25 protein-coding genes are annotated in these 26821 nt (G+C 55.9%); 14 read left to right on the top strand and 11 right to left on the bottom strand.

What is annotated here, in order from left to right:
• Positions 1-18: 18 nt before the first annotated feature.
• Positions 19-696 carry a Crp/Fnr family transcriptional regulator gene (locus G565_RS23440; protein ID WP_084649283.1) on the top strand — a complete coding sequence of 226 codons (678 nt, stop codon included), beginning with the start codon at positions 19-21 and terminating at the stop codon, positions 694-696.
• Positions 697-763: 67 nt separating this feature from the next.
• Positions 764-1297: a PH domain-containing protein gene (locus G565_RS0108005; RefSeq protein WP_028670460.1), complete on the top strand. Its 534-nt coding sequence runs from the start codon at positions 764-766 to the stop codon at positions 1295-1297.
• Between the two features lie 8 nt (positions 1298-1305).
• On the opposite strand, the gene G565_RS0108000 is transcribed toward G565_RS0108005, so the two are convergent.
• The 3 genes from G565_RS0108000 to G565_RS0107990 all read right to left on the bottom strand — a co-directional run bounded on the left by G565_RS0108000 (position 1306) and on the right by G565_RS0107990 (position 4767).
• A complete protein-coding gene (locus tag G565_RS0108000) occupies positions 1306-2565 on the bottom strand; it encodes a cyclic di-GMP phosphodiesterase (protein WP_028670459.1) in 1260 nt (419 codons plus the stop codon).
• Between the two features lie 187 nt (positions 2566-2752).
• Complete coding sequence (fghA, locus tag G565_RS0107995; protein ID WP_028670458.1) at positions 2753-3598, bottom strand: S-formylglutathione hydrolase; 846 nt, start codon at positions 3596-3598, stop codon at positions 2753-2755.
• Between the two features lie 59 nt (positions 3599-3657).
• Complete coding sequence (locus tag G565_RS0107990; protein ID WP_211227147.1) at positions 3658-4767, bottom strand: S-(hydroxymethyl)glutathione dehydrogenase/class III alcohol dehydrogenase; 1110 nt, start codon at positions 4765-4767, stop codon at positions 3658-3660.
• Between the two features lie 238 nt (positions 4768-5005).
• On the opposite strand from G565_RS0107990, the gene G565_RS0107985 reads away from it, so the two are divergent.
• Positions 5006-5881 carry a LysR substrate-binding domain-containing protein gene (locus tag G565_RS0107985; protein ID WP_028670456.1) on the top strand — a complete coding sequence of 292 codons (876 nt, stop codon included), beginning with the start codon at positions 5006-5008 and terminating at the stop codon, positions 5879-5881.
• A 241-nt stretch (positions 5882-6122) separates the two neighbouring features.
• On the opposite strand, the gene rimO is transcribed toward G565_RS0107985, so the two are convergent.
• Complete coding sequence (gene rimO, locus G565_RS0107980) at positions 6123-7481, bottom strand: 30S ribosomal protein S12 methylthiotransferase RimO (protein ID WP_051207595.1); 1359 nt, start codon at positions 7479-7481, stop codon at positions 6123-6125.
• Between the two features lie 351 nt (positions 7482-7832).
• On the opposite strand from rimO, the gene G565_RS0107975 reads away from it, so the two are divergent.
• Genes G565_RS0107975 through G565_RS0107965 form a run of 3 tightly spaced genes read left to right on the top strand, consistent with a single transcriptional unit; the run spans position 7833 to position 10916 of the window.
• The gene (locus G565_RS0107975; protein WP_037338296.1) at positions 7833-8897 is read left to right on the top strand and encodes a TRAP transporter substrate-binding protein; all 1065 of its coding nucleotides are present in this window, start codon (positions 7833-7835) and stop codon (positions 8895-8897) included.
• Between the two features lie 3 nt (positions 8898-8900).
• A complete protein-coding gene (locus G565_RS23435; RefSeq protein ID WP_037338236.1) occupies positions 8901-9500 on the top strand; it encodes a TRAP transporter small permease subunit in 600 nt (199 codons plus the stop codon).
• A gap of 54 nt (positions 9501-9554) precedes the next feature.
• Positions 9555-10916, top strand: coding sequence for a TRAP transporter large permease (locus G565_RS0107965; RefSeq protein ID WP_028670453.1), 1362 nt, complete (start codon positions 9555-9557; stop codon positions 10914-10916).
• A 66-nt stretch (positions 10917-10982) separates the two neighbouring features.
• Here the strand turns inward: G565_RS0107965 and kynU are convergent, their stop codons facing one another.
• The 6 genes from kynU to G565_RS0107935 all read right to left on the bottom strand — a co-directional run bounded on the left by kynU (position 10983) and on the right by G565_RS0107935 (position 18420).
• Complete coding sequence (kynU, locus tag G565_RS0107960) at positions 10983-12233, bottom strand: kynureninase (protein WP_028670452.1); 1251 nt, start codon at positions 12231-12233, stop codon at positions 10983-10985.
• Positions 12234-12377: 144 nt separating this feature from the next.
• Positions 12378-12809: a type 2 periplasmic-binding domain-containing protein gene (locus tag G565_RS0107955; RefSeq protein WP_028670451.1), complete on the bottom strand. Its 432-nt coding sequence runs from the start codon at positions 12807-12809 to the stop codon at positions 12378-12380.
• Between the two features lie 16 nt (positions 12810-12825).
• Positions 12826-13920, bottom strand: a complete 1095-nt coding sequence (locus G565_RS0107950; protein ID WP_028670450.1) for a hypothetical protein — start codon at positions 13918-13920, stop codon at positions 12826-12828.
• Between the two features lie 52 nt (positions 13921-13972).
• Positions 13973-15616, bottom strand: coding sequence for a TonB family protein (locus tag G565_RS0107945; protein WP_028670449.1), 1644 nt, complete (start codon positions 15614-15616; stop codon positions 13973-13975).
• Between the two features lie 340 nt (positions 15617-15956).
• Entirely contained in the window at positions 15957-17027 is a 1071-nt protein-coding gene (locus G565_RS0107940) for a lipase family protein (protein WP_157600027.1), read from the bottom strand.
• A gap of 199 nt (positions 17028-17226) precedes the next feature.
• Entirely contained in the window at positions 17227-18420 is a 1194-nt protein-coding gene (locus tag G565_RS0107935) for a hypothetical protein (RefSeq protein WP_028670447.1), read from the bottom strand.
• A 226-nt stretch (positions 18421-18646) separates the two neighbouring features.
• Here G565_RS0107935 and G565_RS0107925 point away from each other — a divergent pair, with 226 nt between their 5' ends.
• The 6 genes from G565_RS0107925 to G565_RS0107900 all read left to right on the top strand — a co-directional run bounded on the left by G565_RS0107925 (position 18647) and on the right by G565_RS0107900 (position 23687).
• The gene (locus tag G565_RS0107925; protein WP_028670446.1) at positions 18647-20065 is read left to right on the top strand and encodes a C13 family peptidase; all 1419 of its coding nucleotides are present in this window, start codon (positions 18647-18649) and stop codon (positions 20063-20065) included.
• 282 nt (positions 20066-20347) lie between these two features.
• Positions 20348-21472, top strand: coding sequence for a M14 family metallopeptidase (locus G565_RS0107920; protein ID WP_028670445.1), 1125 nt, complete (start codon positions 20348-20350; stop codon positions 21470-21472).
• Between the two features lie 35 nt (positions 21473-21507).
• Positions 21508-21819 carry a cupin domain-containing protein gene (locus G565_RS0107915; protein WP_028670444.1) on the top strand — a complete coding sequence of 104 codons (312 nt, stop codon included), beginning with the start codon at positions 21508-21510 and terminating at the stop codon, positions 21817-21819.
• A complete protein-coding gene (locus G565_RS0107910; RefSeq protein WP_028670443.1) occupies positions 21819-22574 on the top strand; it encodes an SDR family oxidoreductase in 756 nt (251 codons plus the stop codon). The genes G565_RS0107915 and G565_RS0107910 overlap by 1 nt, the downstream gene beginning before the upstream one ends.
• Before the next feature lie 202 nt (positions 22575-22776).
• Positions 22777-23214, top strand: a complete 438-nt coding sequence (locus tag G565_RS0107905; RefSeq protein ID WP_028670442.1) for a VOC family protein — start codon at positions 22777-22779, stop codon at positions 23212-23214.
• Positions 23214-23687, top strand: a complete 474-nt coding sequence (locus tag G565_RS0107900; RefSeq protein WP_028670441.1) for a GNAT family N-acetyltransferase — start codon at positions 23214-23216, stop codon at positions 23685-23687. The genes G565_RS0107905 and G565_RS0107900 overlap by 1 nt, the downstream gene beginning before the upstream one ends.
• Before the next feature lie 55 nt (positions 23688-23742).
• On the opposite strand, the gene G565_RS0107895 is transcribed toward G565_RS0107900, so the two are convergent.
• On the bottom strand, positions 23743-24297 hold the full coding sequence (locus G565_RS0107895; RefSeq protein ID WP_028670440.1) for an NADPH-dependent FMN reductase: 555 nt from the start codon (positions 24295-24297) through the stop codon (positions 23743-23745).
• A 129-nt stretch (positions 24298-24426) separates the two neighbouring features.
• On the opposite strand from G565_RS0107895, the gene G565_RS0107890 reads away from it, so the two are divergent.
• The gene (locus G565_RS0107890) at positions 24427-25326 is read left to right on the top strand and encodes a LysR family transcriptional regulator (protein ID WP_028670439.1); all 900 of its coding nucleotides are present in this window, start codon (positions 24427-24429) and stop codon (positions 25324-25326) included.
• A gap of 51 nt (positions 25327-25377) precedes the next feature.
• The gene (locus tag G565_RS23430) at positions 25378-26802 is read left to right on the top strand and encodes an MFS transporter (RefSeq protein ID WP_037338233.1); all 1425 of its coding nucleotides are present in this window, start codon (positions 25378-25380) and stop codon (positions 26800-26802) included.
• Positions 26803-26821: the final 19 nt, after the last annotated feature.

The following is a 26821-nucleotide window of genomic DNA, read 5'->3' as shown; positions in this document are numbered from 1 at the left end:
GGGATATGAGGTCAGGCCATGACTAGCCCGGTCTCCATCCTCGATGCGTTGTCTGCTGCGTCACAGAAAACCCTTATGGCACATGCCCGGCCGCGTCAGGTTCCTGCCGGTTCAGCATTGTTTTACAAAGGTGACGAGGGTAGCTGGCTGTACTTGGTTGAACGCGGTCTGGTCGAGATCAGCCTGGTGTCGCTGCAGGGTAAAAAAGCCACCCTGAATCATCTGGGTCCAGGCGAACTGATCGGTGAACTGTCGGCGCTGGATCAGTTGCCGCGCAGCGCTGATGCTGTGGCATTGGCCGATACAAAGGGTTTGGTGATACCCAAGCAGCGTCTGGCGGATGTTCTGCGTGACGACAGCGATGCCTGCCTGCAGGTCATTCGACTGTTGTGCAGCCGGGTTCGAAATGCGTCGGATATGTTTGAGCACCGGGCTGTCGCGCCGGCCCCGGTTCGGCTCGCGCATTGTATACTGACGCTGATCCGCAAGTGGGGTGAGGTAGACGGCCAGGGTGCGCAGCGCTTGTCGCAACAGCTTAGCCAGGCTGAACTGGGTGAGTTTGCCGGCCTGGCCCGGGAGAATGTCAACCGGTTGTTGAAAGAGTGGCAAGCGCAGGGGTGGCTTCAATTTTACCGCGGCGAATTGACCGTGCTTGACGTCGGCGCCCTGCAAGCGGTGCTGGATCAGGACGAGTGATGTAGATCACTGCGCCTGTCCCGAGCTGTTCTTAGTATGGTCCTGTCACTCAACAGGAGACAGGACCATGACCTCAATTTCAACAGACCCCATTCAGACTGAAAAAACCGTTACCGACCCAGAGCAGGGCAATCAGCCCGATTTGGCGTCAGACGAATACATTCTGCATACCGGTAGACGCCACCCCGCCGTCTGGGTTGCCCTGACAGCCCTGGCATTGACGGGTTCACTGGTGTCTGGCTGGCTGGTTCTACCGGTCGCTATTGTGGCCATCGGGCAAATGACCTATTCGTTTTCCATTACCAGTCGACAGATTCTGGAACGTCGGGGTCTGTTGTGGCGAAGAACCCGTCGCATTCCGCTGAAGCATCTGGCCAGTATTGATCTGGTGAACCGGGATTTCGGATTGATGTTTCAGGTTGGCAAACTGACGGTGACAACCCACCAGGGAGATATCCACTCGTTTAACTGGGTTGTTCAGCCGGAACGCCTGATTCGATTACTGGACCATCAACACGCGGGGTCAGACCTGGCCAGTGAGTCAGAGCCGGTTCACCGGGTAAGGCGTCTGCGCAACAGTCTCAGTCATCTTGTCCAATAATCGGGCAGTCAGAGTAAACTTATTTCTTGTGTAAGCGCTGTATTGATATCTATGCCGGCTGTGCCGTTGTGTACCTCTGCCCGGATGAACACGCTCTGATTGGTGGGGTCTGCCAGGTTCAGTTCATAGGGTGTTTCCAGCCGGTGTTGTTGGTCGTCGGTCAGAACCCTCAGGCGTGGCCGGGCAAAATCGGTTTGGCTGGGTTCCAGGACAATGGCCACTTGCCCTCCGGCCAGTTCGATCAAACAGCCGGATGGGTAGAAGCCGATGCAGGTTACGAATTTCTTCGACAGTTCGGAATCAAAGTGACTGCCCCGGTCCCGTAAAATCATTTTAAGGGCTTGCTCAGAGGTTTTGGCGGTGCCGTAACAGCGTTCGCTGGTCATGGCATCGTAGGCATCTGCCAGAGCAACAATTTTGGCGTAATAGGATATTTGTTGGTGGCGCAAACCGCGTGGGTAACCTTTGCCATCCATGCGCTCATGATGAGTATGGGCGACGTCGATGGCGTGTTTGAACTCGGCGGAAGCCGACATCAGAATATTGCGTCCATGCGTTGGATGTTCGGCCATGATGTAGGCTTCTTCCCGGGTAAATCGGCCGGGTTTATTCAGGATTTCTACAGGAATACGGCTTTTGCCCACATCGTGAAGCAGGCCGCAGAGTGCGGCATCTCTGATTTCATACTCCAGCAAGCCCAGGTGGCGTGCAAAGGTGGCACTCAGGATGCAGACATTCATGCTGTGTTCAGCGGTGTAGCTGTCTTTGTGTTTGATCATCGACAGAAACCGCAGTGCATCCTTGTTGGCCAGGATGCTGTCGACCACTTTATCGACCGTGTCGCGGCATTCGGATACGTCCAGATTGCGCCCGACCCGCAGGCCTTCCATGATCGATGTCGCCAGCGAGCGGGCAGAATCAAACGTCAGCCGGGAGGCATCGACGGCTCGTTCAAAGCTTACCTGATTGATGTAATTGACCCGCTGGGTGCTGGCGGGGCCAGTTTTAGTCGGTTTTGGTGCGGCAGTGACTTCACCCGGGTTGGATGGAGTTCGCGCGGCACCCTTGGGTACCGACTCAATGCGAACCTGGACGGTGACTGTCTGACACTGACGCTGCAGCTCCCGAATGTCATGGTTGGAGGCAATGACAAAACCCTGAAGCAAGAAGGTGGTTTCCTCCCAGGGCCGGTCCAGAGCCACTACGCGCATACCGATGTCCAGTTCCTGGACGGACACCGTTAAATCCTGATAATCGGCATGACGCATGATGAGTGTTATTCCGAGGTACAGCCTGTAATTTGCAGTGTAGCCCGAATATGGAATCCGGGTCGACACTGCTCTTTGTCGGTTGACCTGAAATAACTGAAGAGGGGCCAGAGGGCAGAGCGATCCGGTTTAACGGCTTTTCGATCCAGAGTCCCTGCTTCCGGCGTTCAGTGACCTCGTTTCATAGTCACTGACCGAGGGCTCTGGCGTGAAAACGCAGGTGGTCCTCAATGAAACTGGCAATGAAGTAGTAGCTGTGGTCATAACCCGGTTGGCTGCGGCTTTCAAACGGGTGGTCACTCTGCGAAGCAGCCTCACTCAGCGCCCCGGGTTGTAATTGTTCTGCCAGGAAATTATCCGCATCTCCCTGATCGACCAGAATCGGGAACTGTGCTCCGCTTTTGGCCAGCAGCAAACTGGCATCATAGTCGCGCCAGCGTGACGGGTCGTCCCCAAGGTAAGCCTGGAATGCCTTATGACCCCAGGGAACTGCGGTTGGGTTGCAGATCGGTGCGAATGCCGAGACTGAGCTGTAGCGCTCAGGGTTGCGCAATCCGATCACCAGCGCACCATGGCCACCCATCGAGTGACCACTGATTGCTCGGTTTTCCGTAACCGGGAAGTGCGCTTCGATCAGGCTGGGCAGCTCCGATACAACATAGTCGTACATCCGGTAATGGCGGTTCCAGGGCGCCTCAGTGGCATTGACGTAAAAACCCGCCCCCAGGCCGAGGTCGTAGGCACCATCAGGATCGTCAGCGACGCCATCGCCACGCGGGCTGGTGTCCGGTGCGACGATGGCGATGCCAAGTTCGGCCGCGACGCGCTGAGCACCGGCTTTGTGTACAAAATTTTCATCGGTGCAAGTAAGGCCGGAAAGCCAGTACAGTACCGGAACCGGATGCTGGGCATCAGCGCCGGGCGGTAGAAAGACGCTAAAGCGCATGGTGCAATTGAGAGTGGCAGAGGCGTGCTCATACTGCTTTTGCCAGCCGTTGAAGCACTTGTTGCTGTTGAGATGATTCAAGCTCATGGAATCCCCAGGTTTGAGTGAGAGGCAACCCTGCCGGGTTGCCACCCTTGGCGCGGTGCTCAGTAATGCACGACGCTGCGAATGCTCTTGCCTTCGTGCATCAGCTCGAAGGCTTCATTGATTTGCTCAAGCGACATGGTGTGGGTGATGAATTCGTTTAACGGAATCTCACCGGCCAGGTACTGTTCAACATAGCCAGGTAGTTCAGAGCGACCTTTTACCCCACCGAAAGCGCTACCGCGCCAGACCCGGCCTGTGACCAGTTGAAACGGACGGGTACTGATTTCCTGGCCCGCGCCGGCGACGCCAATGATCACAGATTCACCCCAGCCTTTGTGGCAGCATTCCAGCGCTGAACGCATGACATCGACATTGCCGATGCACTCAAACGAATAGTCGACGCCGCCCTCAGTCAGTTCAACAATCACTTCCTGAATGGGTTTGTCGTAGTCTTTCGGGTTTATGCAGTCGGTCGCGCCCAGTTTGCGCGCCAGGTCGAATTTGCTGGTGTTGATGTCGATCGCAATGATACGGCTGGCCTTGGCCATGACGGCACCAATGACGGCCGACAGACCAATGCCACCTATGCCGAAGATGGCAACGGTGGCACCTTCTTCGACCTTGGCGGTGTTCATGACTGCGCCAATGCCGGTGGTTACGCCGCAGCCCAGCAAGCAGACTTCCTCAAGCGATGCTTCCGGGTTCACTTTGGCCAGTGAAATCTCCGGCAGTACGGTGTATTCGGAAAACGTGGAGCAGCCCATGTAGTGGAAGATGGGTTTGCCGTCTTTGTAGAAGCGGCTGGTGCCATCGGGCATCAGGCCTTTGCCCTGGGTTTCGCGAATTTTCTGGCACAGGTTGGTTTTGCCGGACAAACAGAATTTGCACTCGCCGCATTCGGGTGTGTACAGCGGAATGACGTGGTCACCCACTTTGACGCTGGTCACGCCTTCGCCCACTTGTTCAACAATACCACCACCTTCGTGGCCAAGAATGGCCGGGAAGTTGCCTTCAGGATCATCACCCGAGAGGGTGAAGGCGTCGGTATGGCAGACCCCAGTGGCCACGATGCGTACCAGTACTTCGCCCGCTTTGGGTGGCATCACGTCAATTTCTTCGATACTCAGCGGCTGGCCGGGGCCCCAGGCAATGGCAGCTTTGGATTTGATCATGGTCGAACCTCGTTGGTCGGTGGGGACAAAACAGTAAAGTCGATTGTATTTGGGTTCGCCAGGTTAATAATGGGGGTGATTGGTAAAACATTTTTACGGTTTGGTAATAATATAGGGGTTTGGAGTTCACTGAACAGATCAGTAGCGGGAGCATACCCAGTATCCGGTGCGGACCACAGCCACTCAACCGCCCGGAACTTCAAAACTAGCCTAAGAATAAACAAGGGGAGTTCGTGTGGCACGATGGGACGGTATTGAAGAATGCGTGGCAGTGGCCGAGACCCGCAGTTTTACCCGGGCGGCCGAACGACTGGGCAGTTCGGTGGCCAATATCAGCCGTCAGATCAGCAGGCTTGAGGACCGGCTGGATGTTCAGCTGTTCCAGCGCACGACGCGGTCGGTCACTCTGACCGATGATGGCAGGATTTATTACCATCATTGCCGTGCCTTGCTCGATGGTCTGGTGGAGGCCGAACAGGCCATTGGCCAGCGTTTGTCCGAACCGGCTGGCCGGCTGTGTATTACCGCGCCGTTGTCTTATGGTGAGCGCTATATAGCACCGCTGATCGCGGAGTTCACCTTGCACCACCCGCGTGTCGACATTGACCTGCAACTGACCAATCAGCGCCTCGACCTGATCGAATCCGGCATTGATTTGGCGATACGGGTCGGGGTTCTGGAAGACGAACGCCTGGTCGCCCGGCCGCTGGCGCACCGGGCCCAGTTTGTTTGCGCCTCACCGGAGTATCTGGCCCGGTTCGGGCAACCTCACACCCTGGCCGAACTCAAAGATCACTCCTGCTTGCTGGGCACGCTGGATCACTGGCGCTTTACCGACCAGGCAGAGCGACGGGATATCCGGGTCACCGGGCGGCTTCGGTGCAATAGCGGCCCCGCTTTGCGGGACGCAGCGCTAAAAGGCCTGGGCATTGTGCAATTGCCGGATTATTACGTTAAAGCAGACATTCAGGCCGGGCGACTGGTCACCGTGTTGGATGCCTTTGCGCCTGCAGAGGAGGGGGTATGGGCGTTGTACCCGCCCAACCGACATTTGTCGCCCAAGGTAAGGGCTTGTATTGACTGGTTGGGAGCGGGTTTGGAAGTCAGGTAATCGAATTTCATCGGCAACCACTAATCCAGTGAGTTGGAAATTCGTGTTTGATCAACCAAATGAGATACCAGGACGGTCGGGTGCGTCTGCTGGAGGCCGTTAGACCGCATGGATGCGGTCTTCGAGCCTACAGGGATGTATTCACGGCGTGCCTTCAGCAGACGTACCCGATGGTCCGCCTGGTACCGAAGTATCAGCTATCACTTCGGTACCTCAATCGACGAATTTCCAACTCACGACCTCAGCGGGCGATCGGGTGAGCCCAAAGATCATATTCATCGGCATCTTCGACATGAACCCAGAGGCGGTCGCCGGGTTTGAGGTGGGTCTGGTTGTCGAGAAAGACCTGGCCATCGATATCCGGTGCGTCGGCTTTTGAACGGGCGACGGCGCCTTCAGCGACCACTTCGTCGACAATGACTTCAATGTCGGTGCCGACTTTCGCCTGCAACCGGGCCGTGCTGATACGCTGTTGCACCTCCATAAAGCGGTCGTAACGCTCCTGTTTGACGGCTTCGTCAACATGATCGGGCAGGGCGGCTGACGCAGCGCCGTCGACATTGGAATATTGGAAAGCGCCGACGCGGTCCAGCTGGGCTTCTTCCAGAAAATCGAGCAGCATTTGGAAGTCATCTTCGGTTTCGCCCGGAAAACCGACAATAAAGGTTGAGCGCAGGGTGATATCCGGGCAGATTTCCCGCCATTTATGGATACGGTTCAACACCTTTTCGGCGTGAGCCGGGCGCTTCATGGCTTTCAGTATCTTTGGGCTGGCGTGCTGAAAGGGAATGTCGAGGTAGGGCAGTATGCGGTTCTCGGCCATCAGCGGAATGATGTCGTCGACATGGGGGTAGGGGTAGACGTAGTGCAAACGCACCCAGGCGTCGAGTTGGCCCAGTTCTTCGCAGAGTTCTTTCATGCGGGTCTTAACGGGTTTGCCATTCCAGAAATCGGTGCGGTATTTCATGTCGACACCGTAGGCACTGGTGTCCTGTGAGATGACCAGCAACTCTTTGGTGCCGTTCTTGACCAGACGTTCGGCCTCGCTCAACACCTGACCGACCGGTCGGCTGACCAGATCGCCCCGGAACGACGGAATGATGCAGAAGGTGCAGCGATGGTTGCAGCCTTCGGAAATTTTCAGGTAGGCGTAGTGTTTTGGCGTCAGTTTAACGCCGGTATCCGGTACCAGTGAGATGAAGGGGTCGTGACGGGGTGGCACCACGTCATGAACCTGGCGAACCACTTCTTCATAAGCATGGGGCCCGGTAACGGCGAGCACGTTGGGGTGCACTTCGCGAATATCGTTCTCTTTGGCGCCCAGGCAACCAGTGACCAGCACCTTGCCATTCTCGCGCAGGGCTTCGCCGATGGTATCGAGCGATTCCTTCACCGCCGAATCAATAAAGCCGCAGGTGTTAACGATGACGACATCCGCGTCGTGGTAGGACGGCACCACATCGTACCCCTCGGCGCGCAGCTGAGTCAGGATGCGTTCGGAATCTACCGTGTTCTTCGGGCAGCCGAGGCTCACGAATCCGACGCGCCCCTGCTCGGTAACAGGCTTGCCTTCGCGGGGGTTGACGATATGGGTGGTCATGAAAACCTCGGGGCTGGTCAAAAAAGGAGCGGTATTGTAGCGCCTTCCTGTCTGGCTTCAAGCGCGGCGCTGCTGTTGCGCTGTGTTTCTTTGTATTGCCACTCTCCTACCAAAGCAGGAGGCCCGGCAGCGCCCGAAATCCGGCCCTTCGCCGCACTCTCCTACTAACGAACGAATGCCAGACCTGAAGCCCGGGCCTAGCATGCAACCACTGGCTTACACCCACGGGTCACGCCAAGCCTCCATGGCAGTCGGTCATACCGGCAACCTGAGGTTCAGAGCCAGACCAGTAGAGTTGGTAGAAAGCACGAAGACTCACGCCACAATTACAAAAACAGAGAGACAATGATCATGAGAAAAGCATTGCCCCTGGCCGTACTGGCCACCACACTCGCGGCCGCACCCTTTGCGGCTCAAGCTGACTTTAACCGGCTTCGCTGGCAGGTCCCCATGGCATTTTCATCGTCACTGACGGCACTGGGCGACACCATGCCTGTCGTTGCTGACATGGTGTCTACCGTGAGCGACGGTCGGGTTACCTTGCAAACGGTAGAGCCTGGCGCGCTCATTCCCGCCCTGTCTATTTTCGATAACGTTAGCGCTGGCAACGTATCAGCTGGCTACTCCTGGATGGGGTATGAGTGGGGTCAGATACCGGGCGCTGCGCTGTACGGTGCAACGCCATTTGGTCTCGAATCCCAGGAGTTTTTGGCTTGGATGAATCACCACGGTGGTGATGAACTGCTCAAAGAGATGTTTGAGCCGCACAACGTGTATCCGATTCTTTGTGGGACTATCAGCCCGGAATCAGCGGGTTGGTTTACCGAAGAAATGAACTCGGTTGATGACTTGCAAGGTCTGAAGTTCCGGGCGGCCGGCCTCGGTGGCGAGATCATGAGCGAGTTTGGCATGTCCATCAACGTATTGCCGGGTGGCGAGTTGTATCAGGCCCTTGAAACCGGTGTTCTGGATGCGACAGAATTTTCACTGCCTACCGTGGACAAGCAACTGGGTTTCTCTCAGGTTGCCAAGTACTACTACCTGCCAGGCTGGCATCAGCCTTCAACCAACCAGTTCCTGTACATCAACCTGGATGAGTGGAACAAGTTGAATGGCCAGACTCAAAGCCTGATTGAAACGTCTTGTATGGCAGGCAATGCAGTGGCACTGGCAAAAGCTGAAGCGCTGCAAGGTGCTGTGCTGAATGAGTTTGCCGAAGAAGGAGTAAATCTGCGTCAGTACGATGCTGAAATGCTGGCCGCCTTTGAAGATGCGACGGATGATGTGATGGCCAGGTACTCTGAACAGGACGAAATGTTCGGCCGGATCTATAGCTCCATGAAAGCGTTTCAGGCCGAACATGCTACCTGGAAGAAGTATGGTTACCTGCCACGTGACTGGCATGCACAGGACTGATCCATGTCTGACATAAAGCTCGATCTTGACACGGTGGAGCAAGCGGTGGGGCATGGCCCCACCGCCGTTCCGTATCCGAATACCTGGGTATCCGACCGGCTCGATGCTTTGCTCGAGCTCGTCGGTCGTTTTTTTTCCTGGAGTTGGGTATTACTCATGGTGCTGGTGGTGCTGAACGTCATCCTGCGCTATTTATTCAGCAACTCCTATGTTGCCCTGGAGGAGCTGCAATGGCACATCTATTCCATCGGTTTCATGATCGGGTTGTCCTACTGCGTACTGCATGACGGCCATGTGCGCGTGGATGTATTGGCTGAAAAACTGTCGCATCGAAAACGGGCTATCATCGAACTGCTGGGCATCGGCTTGTTTCTGATGCCGTTCTGCCTGTTCGTTCTCTATTACGCTTATCCCTTTGTTGAACGCGCTTATCTGATGGGCGAAGTGTCTGGTTCTCCGGGCGGTCTGCCGATGCGCTGGTTGATAAAATCCGTGATTCTGATCGGTTTTGGCTTGTTGCTGCTGGCGGCGCTCAGTCGGTTTATCCGGGCATTATCTTTTCTTACTGGCTTTCCCCGGGGGCGTGTTTCGGCTGGTCAATGAGCCAAACCCTGTTAGCTGTTGTTGTAACGGTCGAACTTGCCGTGGAGACTTGTTGTGTTTGAAACCTACGAACTGATCGTCATGGCCATGCTGGGCAGTTTTATACTGCTGATTTTTACCGGTTTTCCGGTGGCCTGGATCCTGGCGGGTGTATCCGTCTTTTTCAGTATTGGCGCCATTCTGGCTTTTAACTACCTGGATGCTGATACCTACTTTTTAACCGACTGGAAGATATTCGGCATCGTCGTCCAGAGAATTTATGACCAAATGACCAAGTGGATCATGGTCGCCTTACCCATGTTTATCTTTATGGGGCTGATGCTGGAACGTTCGGGCGTCGCCGAACGTCTGATGGTCAATTTTGTTAATTTGTTCGGCCGATTCAATGGCGGCCTGGGTGTTGCCGTTATTTTGATTGGTATCCTGCTGGCGGCCTCCACTGGCATTGTAGGCGCCTCTGTAGTTTTGCTGGCCATGTTGTCGCTGCCGGTTATGCTTGATCAGAAATACTCACCGGCCTTTGCCAGTGGCATCGTTGCTTCTTCCGGTACGCTCGGCATCATGATTCCGCCGAGCATCATGTTGATCATCATGGCCGATCAGTTGTCTTTGTCGGTTGGTGATCTGTTCATGGGGGCGCTGATTCCCGGGGTAATGCTGGGCTTTCTCTACATTGCGTTTGTCGTTATAGCCGCCTGGCTTAAGCCATCGCTGGCACCTCCAAAGGCCGACCTGCCACCGATTACACGTGAGGTCGTCATTGAAACGTTGCGGTCTGTTTTGCCACCGCTGTCACTGATTCTGGCTGTACTCGGTTCCATCTTTTTCGGGATTGCGACGCCGACGGAAGCATCGGGTGTCGGTGCGCTCGGGGCTACCATTCTGGCGGCCATGAATGGTCGGTTGAACTGGGACGTTCTGCGTGACGTGTCACGCAAGACGACCATCACAACGGCTTTCGTTTTCGGGATTTTTCTCGGGGCGACGTCGTTCGCTGTCGTGTTGCGTTCTCTGGGCGGTGATGAATTTATTGCCGGGCTGCTGACCGGTATTCCATTGTCGCCGGGCGGTATTATTCTGGTCATTTTGTTTATAGCCTTTGTCGCGGGCTTTTTCCTCGACTGGCTGGAAATCAGTTTGATTCTGCTGCCGCTGGTCGGGCCAGTTGTGGTACAACTCGGTTTTGACCTGACCTGGTTCGTGGTGTTGTTTGCCTTGACACTGCAAACATCTTTCCTGACGCCGCCGGTGGGTTTTTCACTGTTCTATTTGAAAGGCGTTGCTCCCCCCGAGATTAAAACGACCGACATCTATAAAGGCGTGATGCCGTTTATCGCCTTGCAAGTGCTGGCGGTAACGATGGTCTTTTTCTGGGAGCCGCTGGTGTTGTGGTTGCCTGAAGTGCGGTATGGCTAGGCAGACTGTGAAAGGTCGATAGTGTTGGATTTCAGGGGCTGATGATCAGCCCCTTTTTTATGAAGTTCAGGTGACTGCATGACGCTCGTGGTATTGGGGTTGATCCCAAGTTCGGTTGTCCATGATGTCTTTCAAACACTCGACACTGTCCCAGACGTCAGCAAAACGGACGTACAGCGGCGCGAAGCCGAAGCGCAGGATATCCGGCGCGCGAAAATCCCCAATCACACCCCGGTCGATCAGTGCCTGCATGATGGCGTACCCTTCAGGGTGGGCGAAGGCGACCTGGCTGCCTCGCTCGTCGGCATTGCGCGGTGACACCAATTCGAAGCCCGCGTCTGGCAGGCGAGATTCGACCAGTTCAATAAACAGTTGGGTCAGTGCAACGGACTTGGCACGTAACTCGGCCATGGTGGTGTTGGCAAAGGTATCCAGGCCCACACTGAGTAGCTGGGTTGCAACCACAGATGGAGTTCCCGTCAGGGCGCGGCGTATATCATTGGCCGGTGCGAAGTCGTCACGCATCGCAAAGGGCGCTTCGTGGCCAAACCAGCCGCTGAGCGGTTGTTCAAAAGCCGCCAGGTGGCGCTCTGCAACAAAGATATAGCCCGGTGCGCCCGGGCCGCCATTGAGGTATTTGTAGCCGCAGCCGATGGCGAAGTCGGCGTTAACGCCATTGAGATCAACCTCGACGGCGCCGCCGCTGTGGCTCAGGTCCCAGACGACCAGGGCCCCTTGCTCATGGGCACGTCGGGTTATGGCCGCCATGTCATGCAGCTTACCGGTCTTATAATGAACGTGGGTAAGTACCACGACCGCGACATCCTGATCGATGCGCTCATACAGCGAGTCAGCGGGTTGGGTTTCGAGCACTGGCCCGCCGCTCATGAACTGGCTTAAGCCCTGCAACATGTACAGGTCGGTAGGGAAGTTGCCCGGTTCTGACAGGATAACGCGTCGGGACGGTGACACGGCCATTTGTTGCTTTAATGCAGCGGCGGTGACTTTGAACAGGTTGACGGATGTCGAGTCGGTCACCACCACTTCTTCCGGTTTGGCGCCGAGCAGGGCGGCGATCTGGCCACCGACCTGCCGCGGCAAATCAATCCAGCCCGCCTGATTCCAGCTGCGAATCAAGCCCTGGCCCCACTCTTGTTCAATGACTTCACGGGCGCGTTCCGAAGACGCTTTCGGGCGAGCACCCAGAGAGTTGCCGTCGAGGTACAGAACATCGTTGGGAATGTCGAACTGGTCGCGCAGTGGGGCGAGAGGGTCTTGGCTATCAAGCGAAAGGCAATGGCTACGATCTAACGACATCAGGCTGGCTCCGTTGTTTTGCGGATACCCTACTGTTTTGTTGTCACTTGTGGAAGATCGGCGACCGTGAAAGCAGGGTCTCAGACTGTTGGCCGGGCCTTACGCAGACTGGAGAGGGGCCTCCCCAGTCTGCATTTGGTCAGGTTACTGGCGCACGCGCATCACGACTTTGACACTGTCGTTCACCGCTTCAGAGTCGGCATAGCCAATAGCCGCCGGATTCGTTGCTACCGCACTGATGACCGCTGTCGAACTGTTCATTTCCATCGGCGGTTGCTGGCCAGTGGTAAACAGGGCTTTTGACCAGTGGCGCCGGTATTTCACCGGAGTCTGGTCAATGGCTCTCAGGAAGGTTTCGCGTATTGAATCGCCAGCCGGAAGATCCAGCGGTTCAGCGCGGGTGCCATCGCTGAATTGCCGGGTGTTTCCAAGGTAGAGGTTCTTCAGGAAGCTCTGGTCAATGGCCGCCGTGTTGCTCGGGTGAACCACGATGACAAGATCAGCCAGGGCCGTGCCGGTCATCAGCAAGGTCGTTAACATCAGGCCGGTGAGGGTGCGTAGTGCTAAGTGCTTCATAAGTCAGTATCCAGCCTTAAAATACAACATCAATGGCGAAAGAGAGCAGGTCAGCATCACCGACTGCGCGTTGGGAATCCGGGTTGGTGTCTTCCCGGCGGGTGTATTCCACTTTCAGGGCCGCGGCGATGTCGAAATCCCAGCGGATGCCCAGGGTGGCCGACTGATATTCTCTTGGATTCTGGTTATAAGACGGGTCGATGGAATTGGTTTCTTCCTCGTAACGTGCATAGGTAACATGAGGCGTCAGTGCGCCGATCCGATAACCCAGTGAGGCGTATCCGTTGTAGCGGTTGTTGATCAGGTTGGTATCGTTCAGGGTGCTGGTGTATTCGGCAATGGTGAACAGAGTGCCGTTGTCATACATGGCGGCAGCAGAAATGAACTCGATCGGGAAATCAAACGTCTGGCCTACGGTACCGATGTAATTGTTCGGCGGCATAGGGACCTGTACTTCGCGGGTCAGTTCTGCATTGTTTGCCGCGTTGTATGAACCACGAAACGACAGATTGTTGATCGCCAGGTCCAGTGACCCGCCTGCCAGCGTCTTAAAGTCAACATCTGAACCGGATTCGGGGTCGGTACCCTGGGTGGAGCCGGCGTACGCAGAGGCTTTGGCCGAGAAGTCGCCAATGTAGAAGCTATAGTCAGCGCTGATACCTTCGACAGTGGTCACGAAAATATTGTAGGTCTCGACCGGTGGCCGTACCCATTGGTAGCCATAACCCAACTCCAGGAAGTTGGAGTAATAGAACAACGGCATGCGCAGCCGACCGCCTTTCACATCCAGACTGTCGGTCGCTTCATAAGTCAGGTACGCCCATTCGAATTGCGTATTGAAATCTTCGCCGCCGCGGCCAACCATTTGTGCCGTTGCCGTCATGTCGTCGTTGACTTCGGCAATGGCCTGAATGGCCACCAGGCTGTCCGCCGAGAAGTTGAGGTCATTGTTGTAAGCGGCCAGGTTGACCGGATCGATGACCAGGGTTTGGTCGTCGCCAAGCGTTACACCGCCTGCAATCGACATAAAGCCATTCAGTCGCATGTCAAAGGCAAAGGCGCTCGCAGGCATTGCCAGGGCGCCAATCAGCGCCCAGTGGATTGGTTTCATAGGGTTCTCCAGCAGTAATTGGGTTCAGCCCGGGGTCGGGCTGAACCTGCGATCAGTTAATGGCGAATTCGTGTTGAACAGTCAGGTCGGTCTCCGGCAGTTCCAGTTCCGGCGGTATGGATTCAAAGGGAGATGCCCGGGTCACTGCATCTTCCAATGCCTTGTTCAAAACAGCGTGGCGGGACCGTTCGGTAAACTCCATGCTGCCTATCTTGCCATCGGCACTAATGTTCAGACGCAAGGCAACCAGACCCTCCTGTCCCAGGTTTTCAGCCCAGTAAGGGTATTCAACCTGGCTTAGTATCTGTGCTTGTAACCGGGTCTGGTAAGCAAGCAGGCGGTTCTGCCGATCTTCGTCTGACAACTCACCCAACAGGTCTCGGTAGTTCTCCGGTGGAACCGGGCGGGCGGGCAAAGCAGCCTGTGGCTGATTCAACTGAAAGTGGTAGTCCAGGGTGGCGCGAAAGCGATCACTGTCGCCATTGCCTTCATAGGCGTCAGGAACGGGTGGGAAGGGCGCCGCATTTTCGATGGCGGTGCGAAAGGCTTGACCCAGCAACCCGGCATCGGCTGGGCGAATCGACGCGATTTCCACCAGTTCACCGCTTCGGGTAATGACGACTTCAGCCTGTACCCGGCCTTCCTTGGATAGCTGTTGAGCCCATTCCGGGTAGGTCACACGCGGATAAATAGTGCGCAACAGTTCCCATCGATACTGGTCTTGCTGATAGACGGCGACTTGCTGCTGTAACTGCGCCTGACGTTCTGCATTGGCTTCGGCCTCAGCGGCGGCCTGAGCATTGGACAGTTCCAAAGCGCGACGCTCAGCATCGGCCTGAGCCCTGGCTTGTTCAAGCGCCCGGGCTTCAGCACTGGCTTGCTCTCTGGCACGCGCCAGTTCAGCCGTTTCTGCCTCAGTCAGGGCTCGGGCTTCAGCCAGCTGCCGGGCCTGCTCCCGGGCTTCGGCCAGCCGGGCGGTATCACGCTGGCGCTGTGCTTCCAGTTCTGCCTGTGCAGCCTGCCGTTCGGCTTCTTCAGCGGCGCGCTGTTCGGCCTGACGACGTGCAGTAACCGACTCGCCACTGAAGGAGGCCAGCAAGTTCATGCGGTTGGATGCTATGGTCAGGGCATCATTCTGGTTGACCCACTGAGTATGTGTAGGGTGTTCGGAAAAGGCGCCACCGGCGAGCATCGCCTCTTGAAACCGCAGCGAGGTTGGAATCTCGCCCAGCCAGGCATTGGCCAGAGTACGGAACAGCAAGTCGTCACCGGATTCCAGCCAGTCGGATTCATTCAGGGTAATGCGGGTTCCCTGCCCGGGGGCGTAATCGATCACGATGGTGTCGCCCCGGGTAAAGTCGTCGCTGGGTGTTTCTGTGAAGGCGGTGATCAGATTGATGACATCCGGGTTAGCCCTCAGATTGTTGTTAATCGCAATGTCCTGCTTCCACATCTGATTGAACTGACGAGGTGACCATTTGTCGGCGCTGACTTTGATCACCATGCGTTTGGCACCTGAGTCAGCAGCGAATTGTGCGGTGGAGGTGATGGGCTGTTCAGCATAGAAGCTGGCCACATAGAAGGTTTTACTGAGGTATTGATAGGGTGCCAGGCCATTTAACATCAGTTCATTGGCCAGAGCATGGCTGCTGCTTGCCAGGCTGAAGAGGGCAGCGACCAGAATACGGTACCACATAGGATTTTCCTGTTTTACACCGGTTATCAGGCTCGTTGCGGTCCTGTCGGGTGCTTTCGCAAGCCAGACAGTCCGATGAATCATTCATGTTTTTTTTCGAGGACCTGAGCGGAGTCGGATAGTAAAGCAGCGACAATGAAAGGCGACTGTTAGTGTGTTTTTTGTTCGCACACTGTCATTTATGGCAAAAATGTTAACGAAACCCGGGTTGAACCGTCGCGATATTCAATAATGCGGTCTGATCGACTTGATGGCGCCTGTCGAATAAATGCCTTTTCGGGGGCTTTCTGTTGAACCCTGCGTGTGGCTCGCAAAGCCCCCGGTTTTCAACCAGGTTGATTCACGGGTTCAGTGTTTCGAACACATTGGCTGACAGGCTCTTGTTGGATCCATCGCGCACCAGTCGCATGGTGTCCCATTGCCACCAGCTCCAGTACTGGTCAATAGCGAAGTTCACACTGAGCCCCCCGACAGTGATGTTGTTGAGCACCGGTGCGTAGTCGCCCGAGGTCGCGGCACCAATCACCTCGAAGTGATCGGTACTGTCACCCATTAGAATTGGAAAGTTGTTGAAGCGCAGGGCCGCAGGGGCTTTGGATACGGGGTCCAGTTCGCCGGTGGTTTTTATGCTGGCCGAACAGGATTCCAGATTCTCCTGGCGCACGGAGCCGCAGGCGCTGTGCAATGGCACGACGCTGTCGTCATACCCCAAAATAAAGGGTTTGCTGGCGCGCAAAAAAGTGTCGCCACTGCCAACGAAGCGCAACCGGGGCACGGCATTGTTCTGGGTAGCCAGAGACCGGGCTACAGCGGGTTGCAAATCACGAACCACGCCCAGTTCGTTGGAGCCAACATTAGTGCCGAGAAACCAGTTGACCACCGAGGTGGCTGCGCCGGCAAAAATGTTGTCGCTGTCGATCACCGAGACCGCCAAGTCGGCCAGTTCAGTACCGCCACCGGCTCCGGCCATATCCAGCGAGACCAGAAAAGTGACCCGACTGGAAGGGTAGCCCCACTCCCACAACCAGCCGTTAAGATTGCGCAGCATCTGCCGTGCGACCAGGTCGCCGGTTGAATGCGTCAGCAATACGCAGCCCGTCTGACATGTGCCGTTATCCGCCAGGGTTTTAACCTGTTGCTTGATCTGATCACTGATGCCCTGGCTGATACGCTCACTCGCAGACCAGTAAAGAACCACTTCGGATCGTTGCAGCCAGTATTCCTGCCAATAGTCGATGGCTTCTGCCTGCAAACTGGCGTTCGTCGGTTGAGTGCCCAACTGCTGATACTGAAAACCGTGAATCAGCACAACCGGTTTGCCGTTCAGGCTTGCGTGAGCTTGCCAGCTCATCAGGGCAAGACCGAATAGGAGTAAAGTGCGCACTGTGGCGCGGGCGATTGGTCGTATCATAATAAACCTACCTTCGTGTTGTTATTGTTGTCGTGGTGCGCAGTACCGCTGACTCTGCGCGGTTGTAACTCTGGTGTCGGAATGTCCACCCATTGAGTGCCAGGTACACCCGGTGACTGGTACGGAACTCATTGCAATGCAACGAAATTGAACTCCGACACGTGTCTTGTAATATCCCTGTTTGGGCAGCTTTTTCCCTTTACTGCAGGTTAGTGCTCAATGAATTGAGAAACTCCTGGCGTTGCTGTGCCAGCGGGTCGCTCCAGGTGCTGTCGGCATAGCCTTCCAGGTCGAATGCCGGAATCTGGAATTGCCCCTGAGGTGCCTCGCCCTGTAAGTCGGGCACACCGTTGCCGCCCATGCGCGTCAGGTGAACATCGCGCAGTACATAAGGCCCGGGGGCTTCAAGGTCGATCAGTGCCGGGCCCGAAGCGCGCAGTCGCAGGCCCGGTTCCCGGGCGGCCAGCGGGCCTTCAGTTTCGAGGTGTAGCAAGGGCTGGCCATCGGCGCTGTAAAGGTTGGCTTGCACGAAATAATACCCGCTGCGGTCGTACTCCAGTGACAGGGGCAGAACCAGAAATTCGCCGTCGATGTGTGGCTCATTGATGGCCGTTAACGTCACGACCGGTGCCTCAAGGGTGAAAGGCGCTGCCACTGAAAGACGTTGCTGACCCACGCTGGCCTGCAGCCGCCATTGCAGCTCTCGGGGCCAGTTGTCGGCCTGGTCACTGAGGTCGACTGTCAGACTGTGTTGAATGGAAGGCGACGATGGCAGTGATAGCGATTGACGATGCAGCACGGTACCGTCGAGTTGAGTAACGCTCAGTGACGTGTCTCGGATCAGGCTGTCATCGCTGGTTGTGAGCGACAGCGCCAGCTGCTGTTCATCGCCGATAAAGTAATGATACCTGTCAAGCGTTAGACGGGCGTCGAAGGTAGCGCCGTTTTCGATCGGGAACGGAATACTGACCTGTTGCGGTTGATTGAATTGATAACGCAGTGCTTCCAGCTCGGAGCCGATGGGTTGCGAAAACGGCGGATACCGGTTTTGCGCCCGGTAGACATCGGCGACCTGAGTGAGCGATTGGCGCATGGTTGCGGGCAGAGTAAGGGCTTGGTCCCGGTTGTCTGAAGCCGGTGCAATCGGATTTTCCGCAGCCATTGTTTCGGCAGGCAGCGGCATTGGTGGTTGGGGTATGGACGCCCGGGTGCCAGAATTGACAGGCCGCAAGTCATCAGAGGCAGTGACCGTTTGCTGTGCTGGTAAAGCAGGTGAGGCCGTAGCTGACGCTTGTGAAGCTGCTGAAGTAGTACCTGGTTTCATGGCCGCCAGACCAGCGACCGTCGTCAGGATGACCAGGGCCAGCCCAGCCAATACCCATCTTTGTTTCATGCGGTGAACGCCTTTCTTGTTTTTATTGGGCTGTTTTACTGCGTGTTTCAAGGTAGGAGGTGTCGCCAGCGAGGTCCAGTTTCGAGGCTGATATACGGGCTTTGAGTAAAATGATTCATGATTGGCTCTTTACTGGCAACATTGGTGAGGTAGCATCAACAGTTGCCATAGCCTTGGCCGTCATCATGACCCCGTTCATCCGTCATTTTTAACTAAGGAAATAACATTGCCCAGCCAACTGCGCGTTCTGATGGTTTTACTGGCGCTCACATGTCCAGTGCTAGCAGCATCTCTAACCACACCGGACGGTGGTGCTTATGAAGGTGACGTGAAAAACGGCCTGTTGCACGGCAATGGACGCATTGATTGGCCCGATGGCACGTATTACAGCGGTGCCTTCCGCAACGGGCTGAAACACGGAGAGGGAACACAGAGCCTGCTCGATGGCCGGATTTACCAGGGGCAGTATAAAAACGGTCAATGGGTCGACGGGGTACTGCATTTTCCCAACGGCCAAACCTATGACGGCGATTTCGTGCGACAACGTTTTGAAGGAAAAGGCACACTGACCTTTGGCAACAGGACGGTCTATGAAGGGGAGTTCCGGGCCGGGAAGATGGAAGGTGAAGGGCGCATGTCCACAGCAGACAGCACGGTGTATGAGGGGACGTTCAACGCAGATCGTTTAACGCGCGGTACCATAACGGCAAATGACGGATCGGTGTATCAAGGGGAACTGAGCAATTGGCGCCCACACGGTGAGGGCCGATTGGTGGAGGCGGACGGCGAGGTGGTTGAAGGCCAGTTTGCTTATGGCGACTACGTCGGGGAAAACGGCCTCCCGGCGTATCAGGAGCAGCAAGTCAGACAACAGGAAAGGCTGGAACGGGCACTTTATAACCAACGAGCTCTGGCCGATGATCAGTTAAGCCGGCTGCGTGATCAAACCGCGGGCGAACCCGAGGTGTTTGCTTTGCTCGCCGCGCTCAGTAACTCGGAGACGGTTTTCCGCACCGAAGTCGAAACCATTGATGCCCAACTGACGGCCATGCCTCAGTTCGATGGTCGCCTGGTCACGCTCGCCAATGAGCTGCGCGACAACGACAATTACCCGCTTGCTACGAGCACCAGTCTCAGACACATCGTTCGATCACTGGGTACACGGCTTGGTGATGAAGACCTGATTTTTGTCTACCTGACCTCTCATGGCAGCCCCGATCATGAACTCTCGGTCGATTTCAACGCCAATCAGGCTCTGCCCGGCATAGATCCAACAGAGCTGGCCAGTATTCTCGATGAAGCGCCACAGCAGAAGGTGGTGGTGATATCCGCTTGCTATTCCGGCGGTTTTCTATCACAGCTCGGTACGGAAGACATGCTCGTCATCACGGCTGCCGCAGCGGACAAGCCTTCATTCGGTTGTTCCAATGAAGAGACGATGACGTACTTTGGGCGGGCTTTCTTCGAAACGGCCTTTACCCTGGAAAAGCCACTGGATGAGGTCTTCGAAGATGCCAGAGCCGCCGTTACCGAACGTGAACTGGCCAGGGAGTATGACCCTTCCAACCCACAGATCCGGGTAGCCGAGCCCGTTTTGCAGGCTTGGGACAGGTGGCGTACTCAGCTCAATAACCGGTTGAATTGACGCCGGTGGATCGTCCAGCGTACCCCAGCTTTACCACCGTTGACTCAAGTTCCGCAGTTCAGTTCTATCTTTGCCAATGGTCCGTGCCAGCCACTGGGTACACCCAGCCCCCGTCACTCGATTGGGTGCCAACTGCGAAACCTGAGTCAGCGGTGTCTGGGTTTCAAAGGTACTTTACGGCACCGGATGAAAAGACTTCACCTTTGCCTCTTTACTGGCGGCGTTGGTGAGGTAGCATCAGGGGTCTTTTCAATCATCAGGTTCAAGGCAGGAGCTAACAGCATGCACATTAACCAGCGTTTCGATGGCGGTAATATTATTTGTCAGGATGCTTCTGATCCGGGCGCTGTGCAGTTGCAGATTCGCTCCGATGTGGGTGATGAGCACAAACAATGGTTCTATTTTCAAGTGCTGGATGCCCGTGACCAGCTTTGCCGGTTTGATATCACCAACGCTGGCCAGGTGTCTTTCCCCGCAGCCTTTCACGATTACCAGGCCGTGGCGTCCTACGACCGTGAATTCTGGTTTCGGGTGCCAACCCGATACGACGGCCAGACGCTGACCATTGAACACAGCCCCGAGACCGACAGCATCTATTACGCCTATTTCGCGCCCTACAGCTTCGAACGCCACCAGCAACTCATTGCGGCTACCCTGGCCTCTGCGCTGGTTCAGGCTGACACCCTGTGCATTACCCCGGATGGTCACCCACTGACCCGCCTGACCATTGGTGAGCCGTCGCCCGACAAAAAAGTCTGCTGGGTCATCGGCCGTCAACACCCGGGTGAGACCATGGCCCAGTGGTGGATGGAAGGCTTTCTGGAGCGCTTGCTTGATGAACAGGACAGTCTGAGTCGGCAGTTACTGGACCATTGTGTGTTCCACGTCGTGCCCAATATGAACCCCGATGGCAGCGTTCGCGGCCATTTACGCTGCAATGCGCACGGTCGTAATTTGAACCGGGAATGGCTTGAACCGAGCGAAGAGTTTTCCCCGGAAGTCTATTTTGTCCGCGAGGCCATGGCCAAAACTGGTGTGGATTTTTGTCTGGATGTGCACGGTGACGAAGCATTGCCCTACAACTTCATTGCCGGCGCCGAGGGCATTCCGGCCTGGAACAAGCACATGGCGTTGCAACTGAGTACCTTTAAATCGGTCTTGCAAACCGTCTGCCCGGACTTCCAGACCGATGTCGGCTACCCCATGGCTGAACCCGGTAAAGCGAATCTGACCCTGTGTACGGCTTATATAGCTGAACATCACAAGTGTCTGGCGATGACGCTGGAAATGCCGTTCAAGGACACGACTGCTACACCCATGCCATCTACGGGCTGGTCGCCTGACCGTTGTCAGCGCCTGGGTGCGGCCAATATTGATGCGATCTGGCAGGTCGTGCCCCTGCTTTGAGAGCGACAGGTAACCGGAGGCTGAGTGGCGAAACCATGGAAATTATCCGAGGCAAAGAATTTACCGCTGAGAAAGCCTGGGGTGCCCGCGATATCGCCCTGATGAACGGGATATCAACGCGACTGCACTGGACTGATCAGCCTTACAAATGGCATGTGAATGACGGCGAAGAAGTCTTTGCCGTGCTGGATGGCCGGGTGGAAATGTTGTACCGCGATGCCGGTGTCGAGCACTCTGTTGTGTTGGAGTCGGGCGATGTGTTTTACGCCACGATTGGCACCGAGCACGTCGCTCACCCGCTGGGCGAGGCAAGGATACTGGTGATCGAGCAAGCGGGGAGCGTTTGATGAGTGCCACTGACCGAATAGCACTGGTGACCGGTGGCGGCCGGGGTATCGGCGCGGCGACAGCCCGTTTGCTGGCCCGCGAAGGGTATTTTGTGTGCATAAATTACCGGTCTGATGCCGCATCAGCCCGGTCGGTAGCGCTGGGTATTGGCGAGGCCGGAGGGCGTTGCCAGGTTATCCAGGCCGATGTCTCACAGGAAGCCGAAGTCGTTCGCCTGTTTGCCGCGATCGACCGGCTATCCGGGCGCCTTAGTGTGCTGGTCAATAATGCCGGTATTCTGCACACCCAGATGCGATTGGAAGACATGTCTGCCGAGCGAATTAACAGCGTGCTGGCGACCAATGTAACTGGCCCCTTTCTGTGTTGTCGGGAGGCCGTCAAGCGGATGTCGACACGCCATGGGGGCGCCGGTGGCGCTATTGTTAATGTCTCATCGGCAGCGGCGCGAACCGGATCGCCGAATGAATACATCGATTACGCCGCTTCCAAAGGCGCGCTGGACTCAATGACCCGGGGGCTGGCCCTGGAAGTGGCCGCCGAAGACATACGGGTTAACGGCGTTCGCCCCGGGCTGATTCACACAGGCATTCATGCCGACGGCGGTGAACCCGGGCGGGTAGAGCGACTGCGCGACCGTATTCCGATGCAGCGCGGTGGTAAGCCGGAAGAAATTGCTGAAGCCATTTTATGGCTGGTGTCAGAACGATCTTCCTATTGCACCGGCAGCATGATTGATCTCGCAGGTGGGCTTTAACCGCTTGCCAAATGTGGCATTAAGGTTGGCCAACCAGATTTGAGTGGCCATAGTTAACCAGTTCAAGTTTCGGAGTTGGCTATCGTTCCAGAACCCGCGCCGGCTGCCAGGCAGACCCATCGGTGGTCTACCTGGTAGCCGGCGCTAGTTTTACGTGAATGCCAAACTTGAGATGTTAAGTCAGTAGCACAGAGGGGTGTTTATGTCTTTAGATACGCCGGCGTTGTCGCCGTTCCATTTGGCTTTTCCGGTTCATGATCTGGATGCAGCCCGTCATTTTTACGGTGACATTCTGGGTTGCCCCGAGGGCCGCAGTTCCGATCACTGGATCGACTTCGATTTCTTTGGTCATCAAATCGTTGCCCATCTGTCTGAGACAGCCGAAGCGGCAAAGCCGATCTCCAACGCCGTCGATGGTCACGATGTCCCGGTTCCGCATTTTGGCGTCGTTTTATCGATGCCCCAGTGGCAGGCTATGGCTGACCGACTGACGGGCATGGGGTGTGAGTTCGTGATCGAGCCTTACATTCGCTTCAAAGGGCAGCCGGGTGAGCAGGGTACCCTGTTTTTCCGGGACCCAAGTGGCAATGCCATTGAAATGAAAGGCTTCGCAGATCGCAGCAGCTTGTTCGCGACCTGATGGGGGTTACCCTGCGGCGGTTAGGTCGGGATGAATGTCAACTGGCCGCTGGGCTGACTGTGGCGCCCGAGCAAAGGGTGTATACCGGGACGGTGACCGAAGCCCTGGCGGGAATGGGAGAGTTTCGACACCCCCATGGGGTATTTCTCGATGAAACGATGGTGGGGTTTTTCATTGTCGATAGCGCCTTCGCTGTCGAGTTCGACTTCTGTGACGCGAATGATCTGGGTATTCGGACCTTTTTGATCGATAGCCAGCATCAGGGTCTGGGCCTTGGCAAGGCAGCGACCGTGGCATTGAGGCCTTTTCTGGTTACCGCTTTTCCGGGCGTTAGTGCAGTCTGGTTGACGGTTAATTGCCGGAACCCGGGTGCCTATCGGTGTTATGAACAGGGTGGTTTCAGTGATACCGGTGCGCTTTATGAAGGCGGGTCCGCCGGGCCGCAGCATGTGATGCGATTGGCGTTAAGCTAATGTCAGGCAAAAAAAAGACGGGCGATGCCCGTCTTTTTCTGAATCAGCCCGGCGTTTAACGCAAAGTCTTCATCGCGCCTGTCCAGGCGACCAGTTGGTCCAGCATGGCAGTCAGGGTTTCCTGATGCATGTCGGCTGGTTTGAACTCGCTGAAGTTTTCGAAATCGGTAAACAGCGACAATTGAACCTGGTTACGAACGTGAGCCAACTGCAGTTCTGATGCAATTTGGCGCAGGTGTTCGACCGCACGCACACCGCCAGCAGAGCCGTATCCGACAAAGCCGGCAGCTTTGTTGTTCCATTCAGCGCTGATGTAATCCAGCGCGTTCTTCAGGGCACCGGAAATGCTGTGGTTGTATTCCGGCGTCACAAAGATGTAGCCATCGTACTGGGCAATGGTCTGTGACCACTTTTTGGTATGCTCATTGGCGTATTGCTGGAAGCCGGCTGGCATGGCTTCATCCAGTACTGGCAGGTTAAAGTCGGCGATATCAACCAGCTCGAACTGAGCGTCACTGCGCTTCTGAGCATTTTCTAGCACCCAGTTGGCTACTGCGATGTTGTTACGACCTGGGCGGGTACTGCCTGTTACGACTGCAATCTTGTCCATTTTAAGCTCCTCTGGGGCTGGCCGAATGGCCACCCGAATTCTGTATCACCCCGACAGTATGAAGGCTACCCAGCGGCAATCAATGGCGCTATTATTGACAGATCGTTTCTCAATAGGAAACCATGAATTATGGATACCTTACTCAGCATGAAGGTACTGGTAGCGGTCGTAGATCACGCCAGTTTTGTGCAGGCAGCGGAGCATCTGGGGCTGTCCAAAGCAATGGTCAGTAAGCATGTCATGCATTTGGAGCATCGCCTCGGTGCCCGATTGCTGAACCGCAATAGCCGCCATTTAAGTGTGACCGAATCTGGCCGGGTATATCTGGAAAGGTGTCGGGCCATGCTGGAAGAGTTGGATGAAGTAGAAGCAACGGTGAGCCGGGCGACGGTGACGCCTCGTGGCACCATCCGCTTTACCGCCCCGATGTGGTTGGCCACAGACTATTTCACCCGCCTGTTGCGCGAATTTCGCGAGCACTACCCGGACGTCAGTTTTGACATCGACATCAGCGGTCGCTTTGTCGACATTGTTGAAGAGGGGTTTGACCTGGCGCTCAGGGCGAGTCGTACCCTACATCCCAACCTGATCGCCCGGCCGCTGATGACCATTCCGTTCTATATTGTGGCTTCCCCCGGCTACCTGGCTCGACATGGTACGCCGGTGCATGGACAGGATCTGAAGCGCCATAGCATGCTGGGGTATTCGCTGATTCGCAGCAACGAATTTACCCTGACCGGGCCGGAAGGGGAGGTTAAAGTCAGTTTCAGCCCTGTCATGCAATCGAACAACGAGTCATTGCTGCTCTCGGCCGCGATCAATGACATGGGCATCAGCATTCTGCCCGGTGGCCTGGTGGAGCGGGAGCTAAACCAGGGTAATCTGATTCAGATATTGCCCGGTTATACGCCGCTTAACAGTCAACTGTATGCCGTGTATACCAGCCGGCGTTACCTGTCTGCTAAAGTGCGAACCTTCATCGATTTTTTGTCGGATCGAATGGAGTGTCCGGAACACCTGCAGGGCTGACCAATAACCGGCGCTTTACCGATCCTGATGTCAGTACCAAGCGGATTTATCATGTCTGAAACTGTGTCATCCACAACATCGAAACCCCCATCGCAAGAACCGGGTCACCCGCAACGGGTTCGCGACAGCCTGGCGGTGTCGATGAAAGACAGCGTAGCCTCCTCAGTCATGACCGGAACGGTTGACCAGTTCCTCAACGCCTTCGCGATTTTCCTGCGGGCTACGAGTGTGCAGATTGGCTGGTTGACCGGTATTCCCCAGTTGCTGGGCGGTCTGTTTCAAATTCTGTCGGTTTGGCTCGGAGGATACTGGCCGCGCCGAGGTCTGATTGTCTGCGGCGCAGCGTTGCAAACGCTGTCGCTGCTTGGGCTCTTTTGTCTGGCTCTGCCGTTTCCCTGGCCAGAAGGCTCCCGGGTACCCCTGTTGATTGGCTGTGCGATTGTCTATCACGGAGCATCCAACCTGACGCAACCGCAATGGAAAGCTCTGATGGGCAACCTGGTGCCACCCCGGTTGCGTGGTCGCTATTTTAGCATCCGATCCAGGTTGGCCATGGCGACGTCTTTTTTCGCTTTCCTGGCCGGTGGTCTGTTGCTGAATGGGTCGGCTTCAATGAGCCTCGAAACACTGGGTTTCGCGGCACTGTTTATGATTGCTGTGTTTGGCCGGGGGCTGTCGACCCGTTATCTTCACCAGATGTACGATCCCTATCTGCCAGATCACTCCCAAGGCCGGGGCCTGGCGCACACCTTACGCAGTATGAAGCGCTCTTTTGCAGATTCCCGGTTTCGCCGGTTTACTCTCTTCCTGGCAGGCATGCAATGCATGGTCGCTTTGTCGGCGCCTTTCTTTGCGGTCTACATGCTTCGCGATCTGCAGTTTACCTACCTGCAGTTTACTCTGAACACGGCTGCATCGATTCTGGTTCAGTTTGTGTTGTTACGCTATTGGGGGCGTATTGCCGACCGCAAAGGCAACCGTTATGTGATGGCTCTGGCCGCGACGGTTATTCCGGTATTACCTGTGCTTTGGGTTTTTTCCGACAATCTCCTGTACCTGATGGGAGTTCAGATGCTGGGCGGGGCTGCCTGGGCGGGTTTCACGCTGGCGACCTCCAACTACCTCTACGACCTGAAGCCGGATGATAGCCAGTTTGCCGGCTATGCGGCCATGCAATCGACCATTGGCGCCACGGCGGTATTTGTCGGGGCGATTTCAGGTGGTTACCTGATCAGTTGGGTGCCGGATGCAGTGGTCATCGGTGACTGGCAGTGGCCGATTGAACGACCGATCTGGGTGATATTTATTGTATCAGGTGTGTTAAGAGCCATCGTTGCGCTCTGGTATTTACCGAAGGCGCCAGAGTTGCGGGTTAAACATCGGGGCCGGGTACGGGATCTGGTGTTTCGAGTCTCGCGGTTCACGCCGATTTCCGGTGTTGTGTTTGATGTGATAAATGCACGCCGGAAAAAATAGCCTGATTGAACTAGAATGA

Source organism: Saccharospirillum impatiens DSM 12546 (assembly GCF_000423605.1).
Lineage (GTDB): Bacteria > Pseudomonadota > Gammaproteobacteria > Pseudomonadales > Natronospirillaceae > Saccharospirillum > Saccharospirillum impatiens.
Note: the sequence above shows the minus strand (reverse complement) of the source record. Positions and strands in the feature narration are given on the sequence as shown.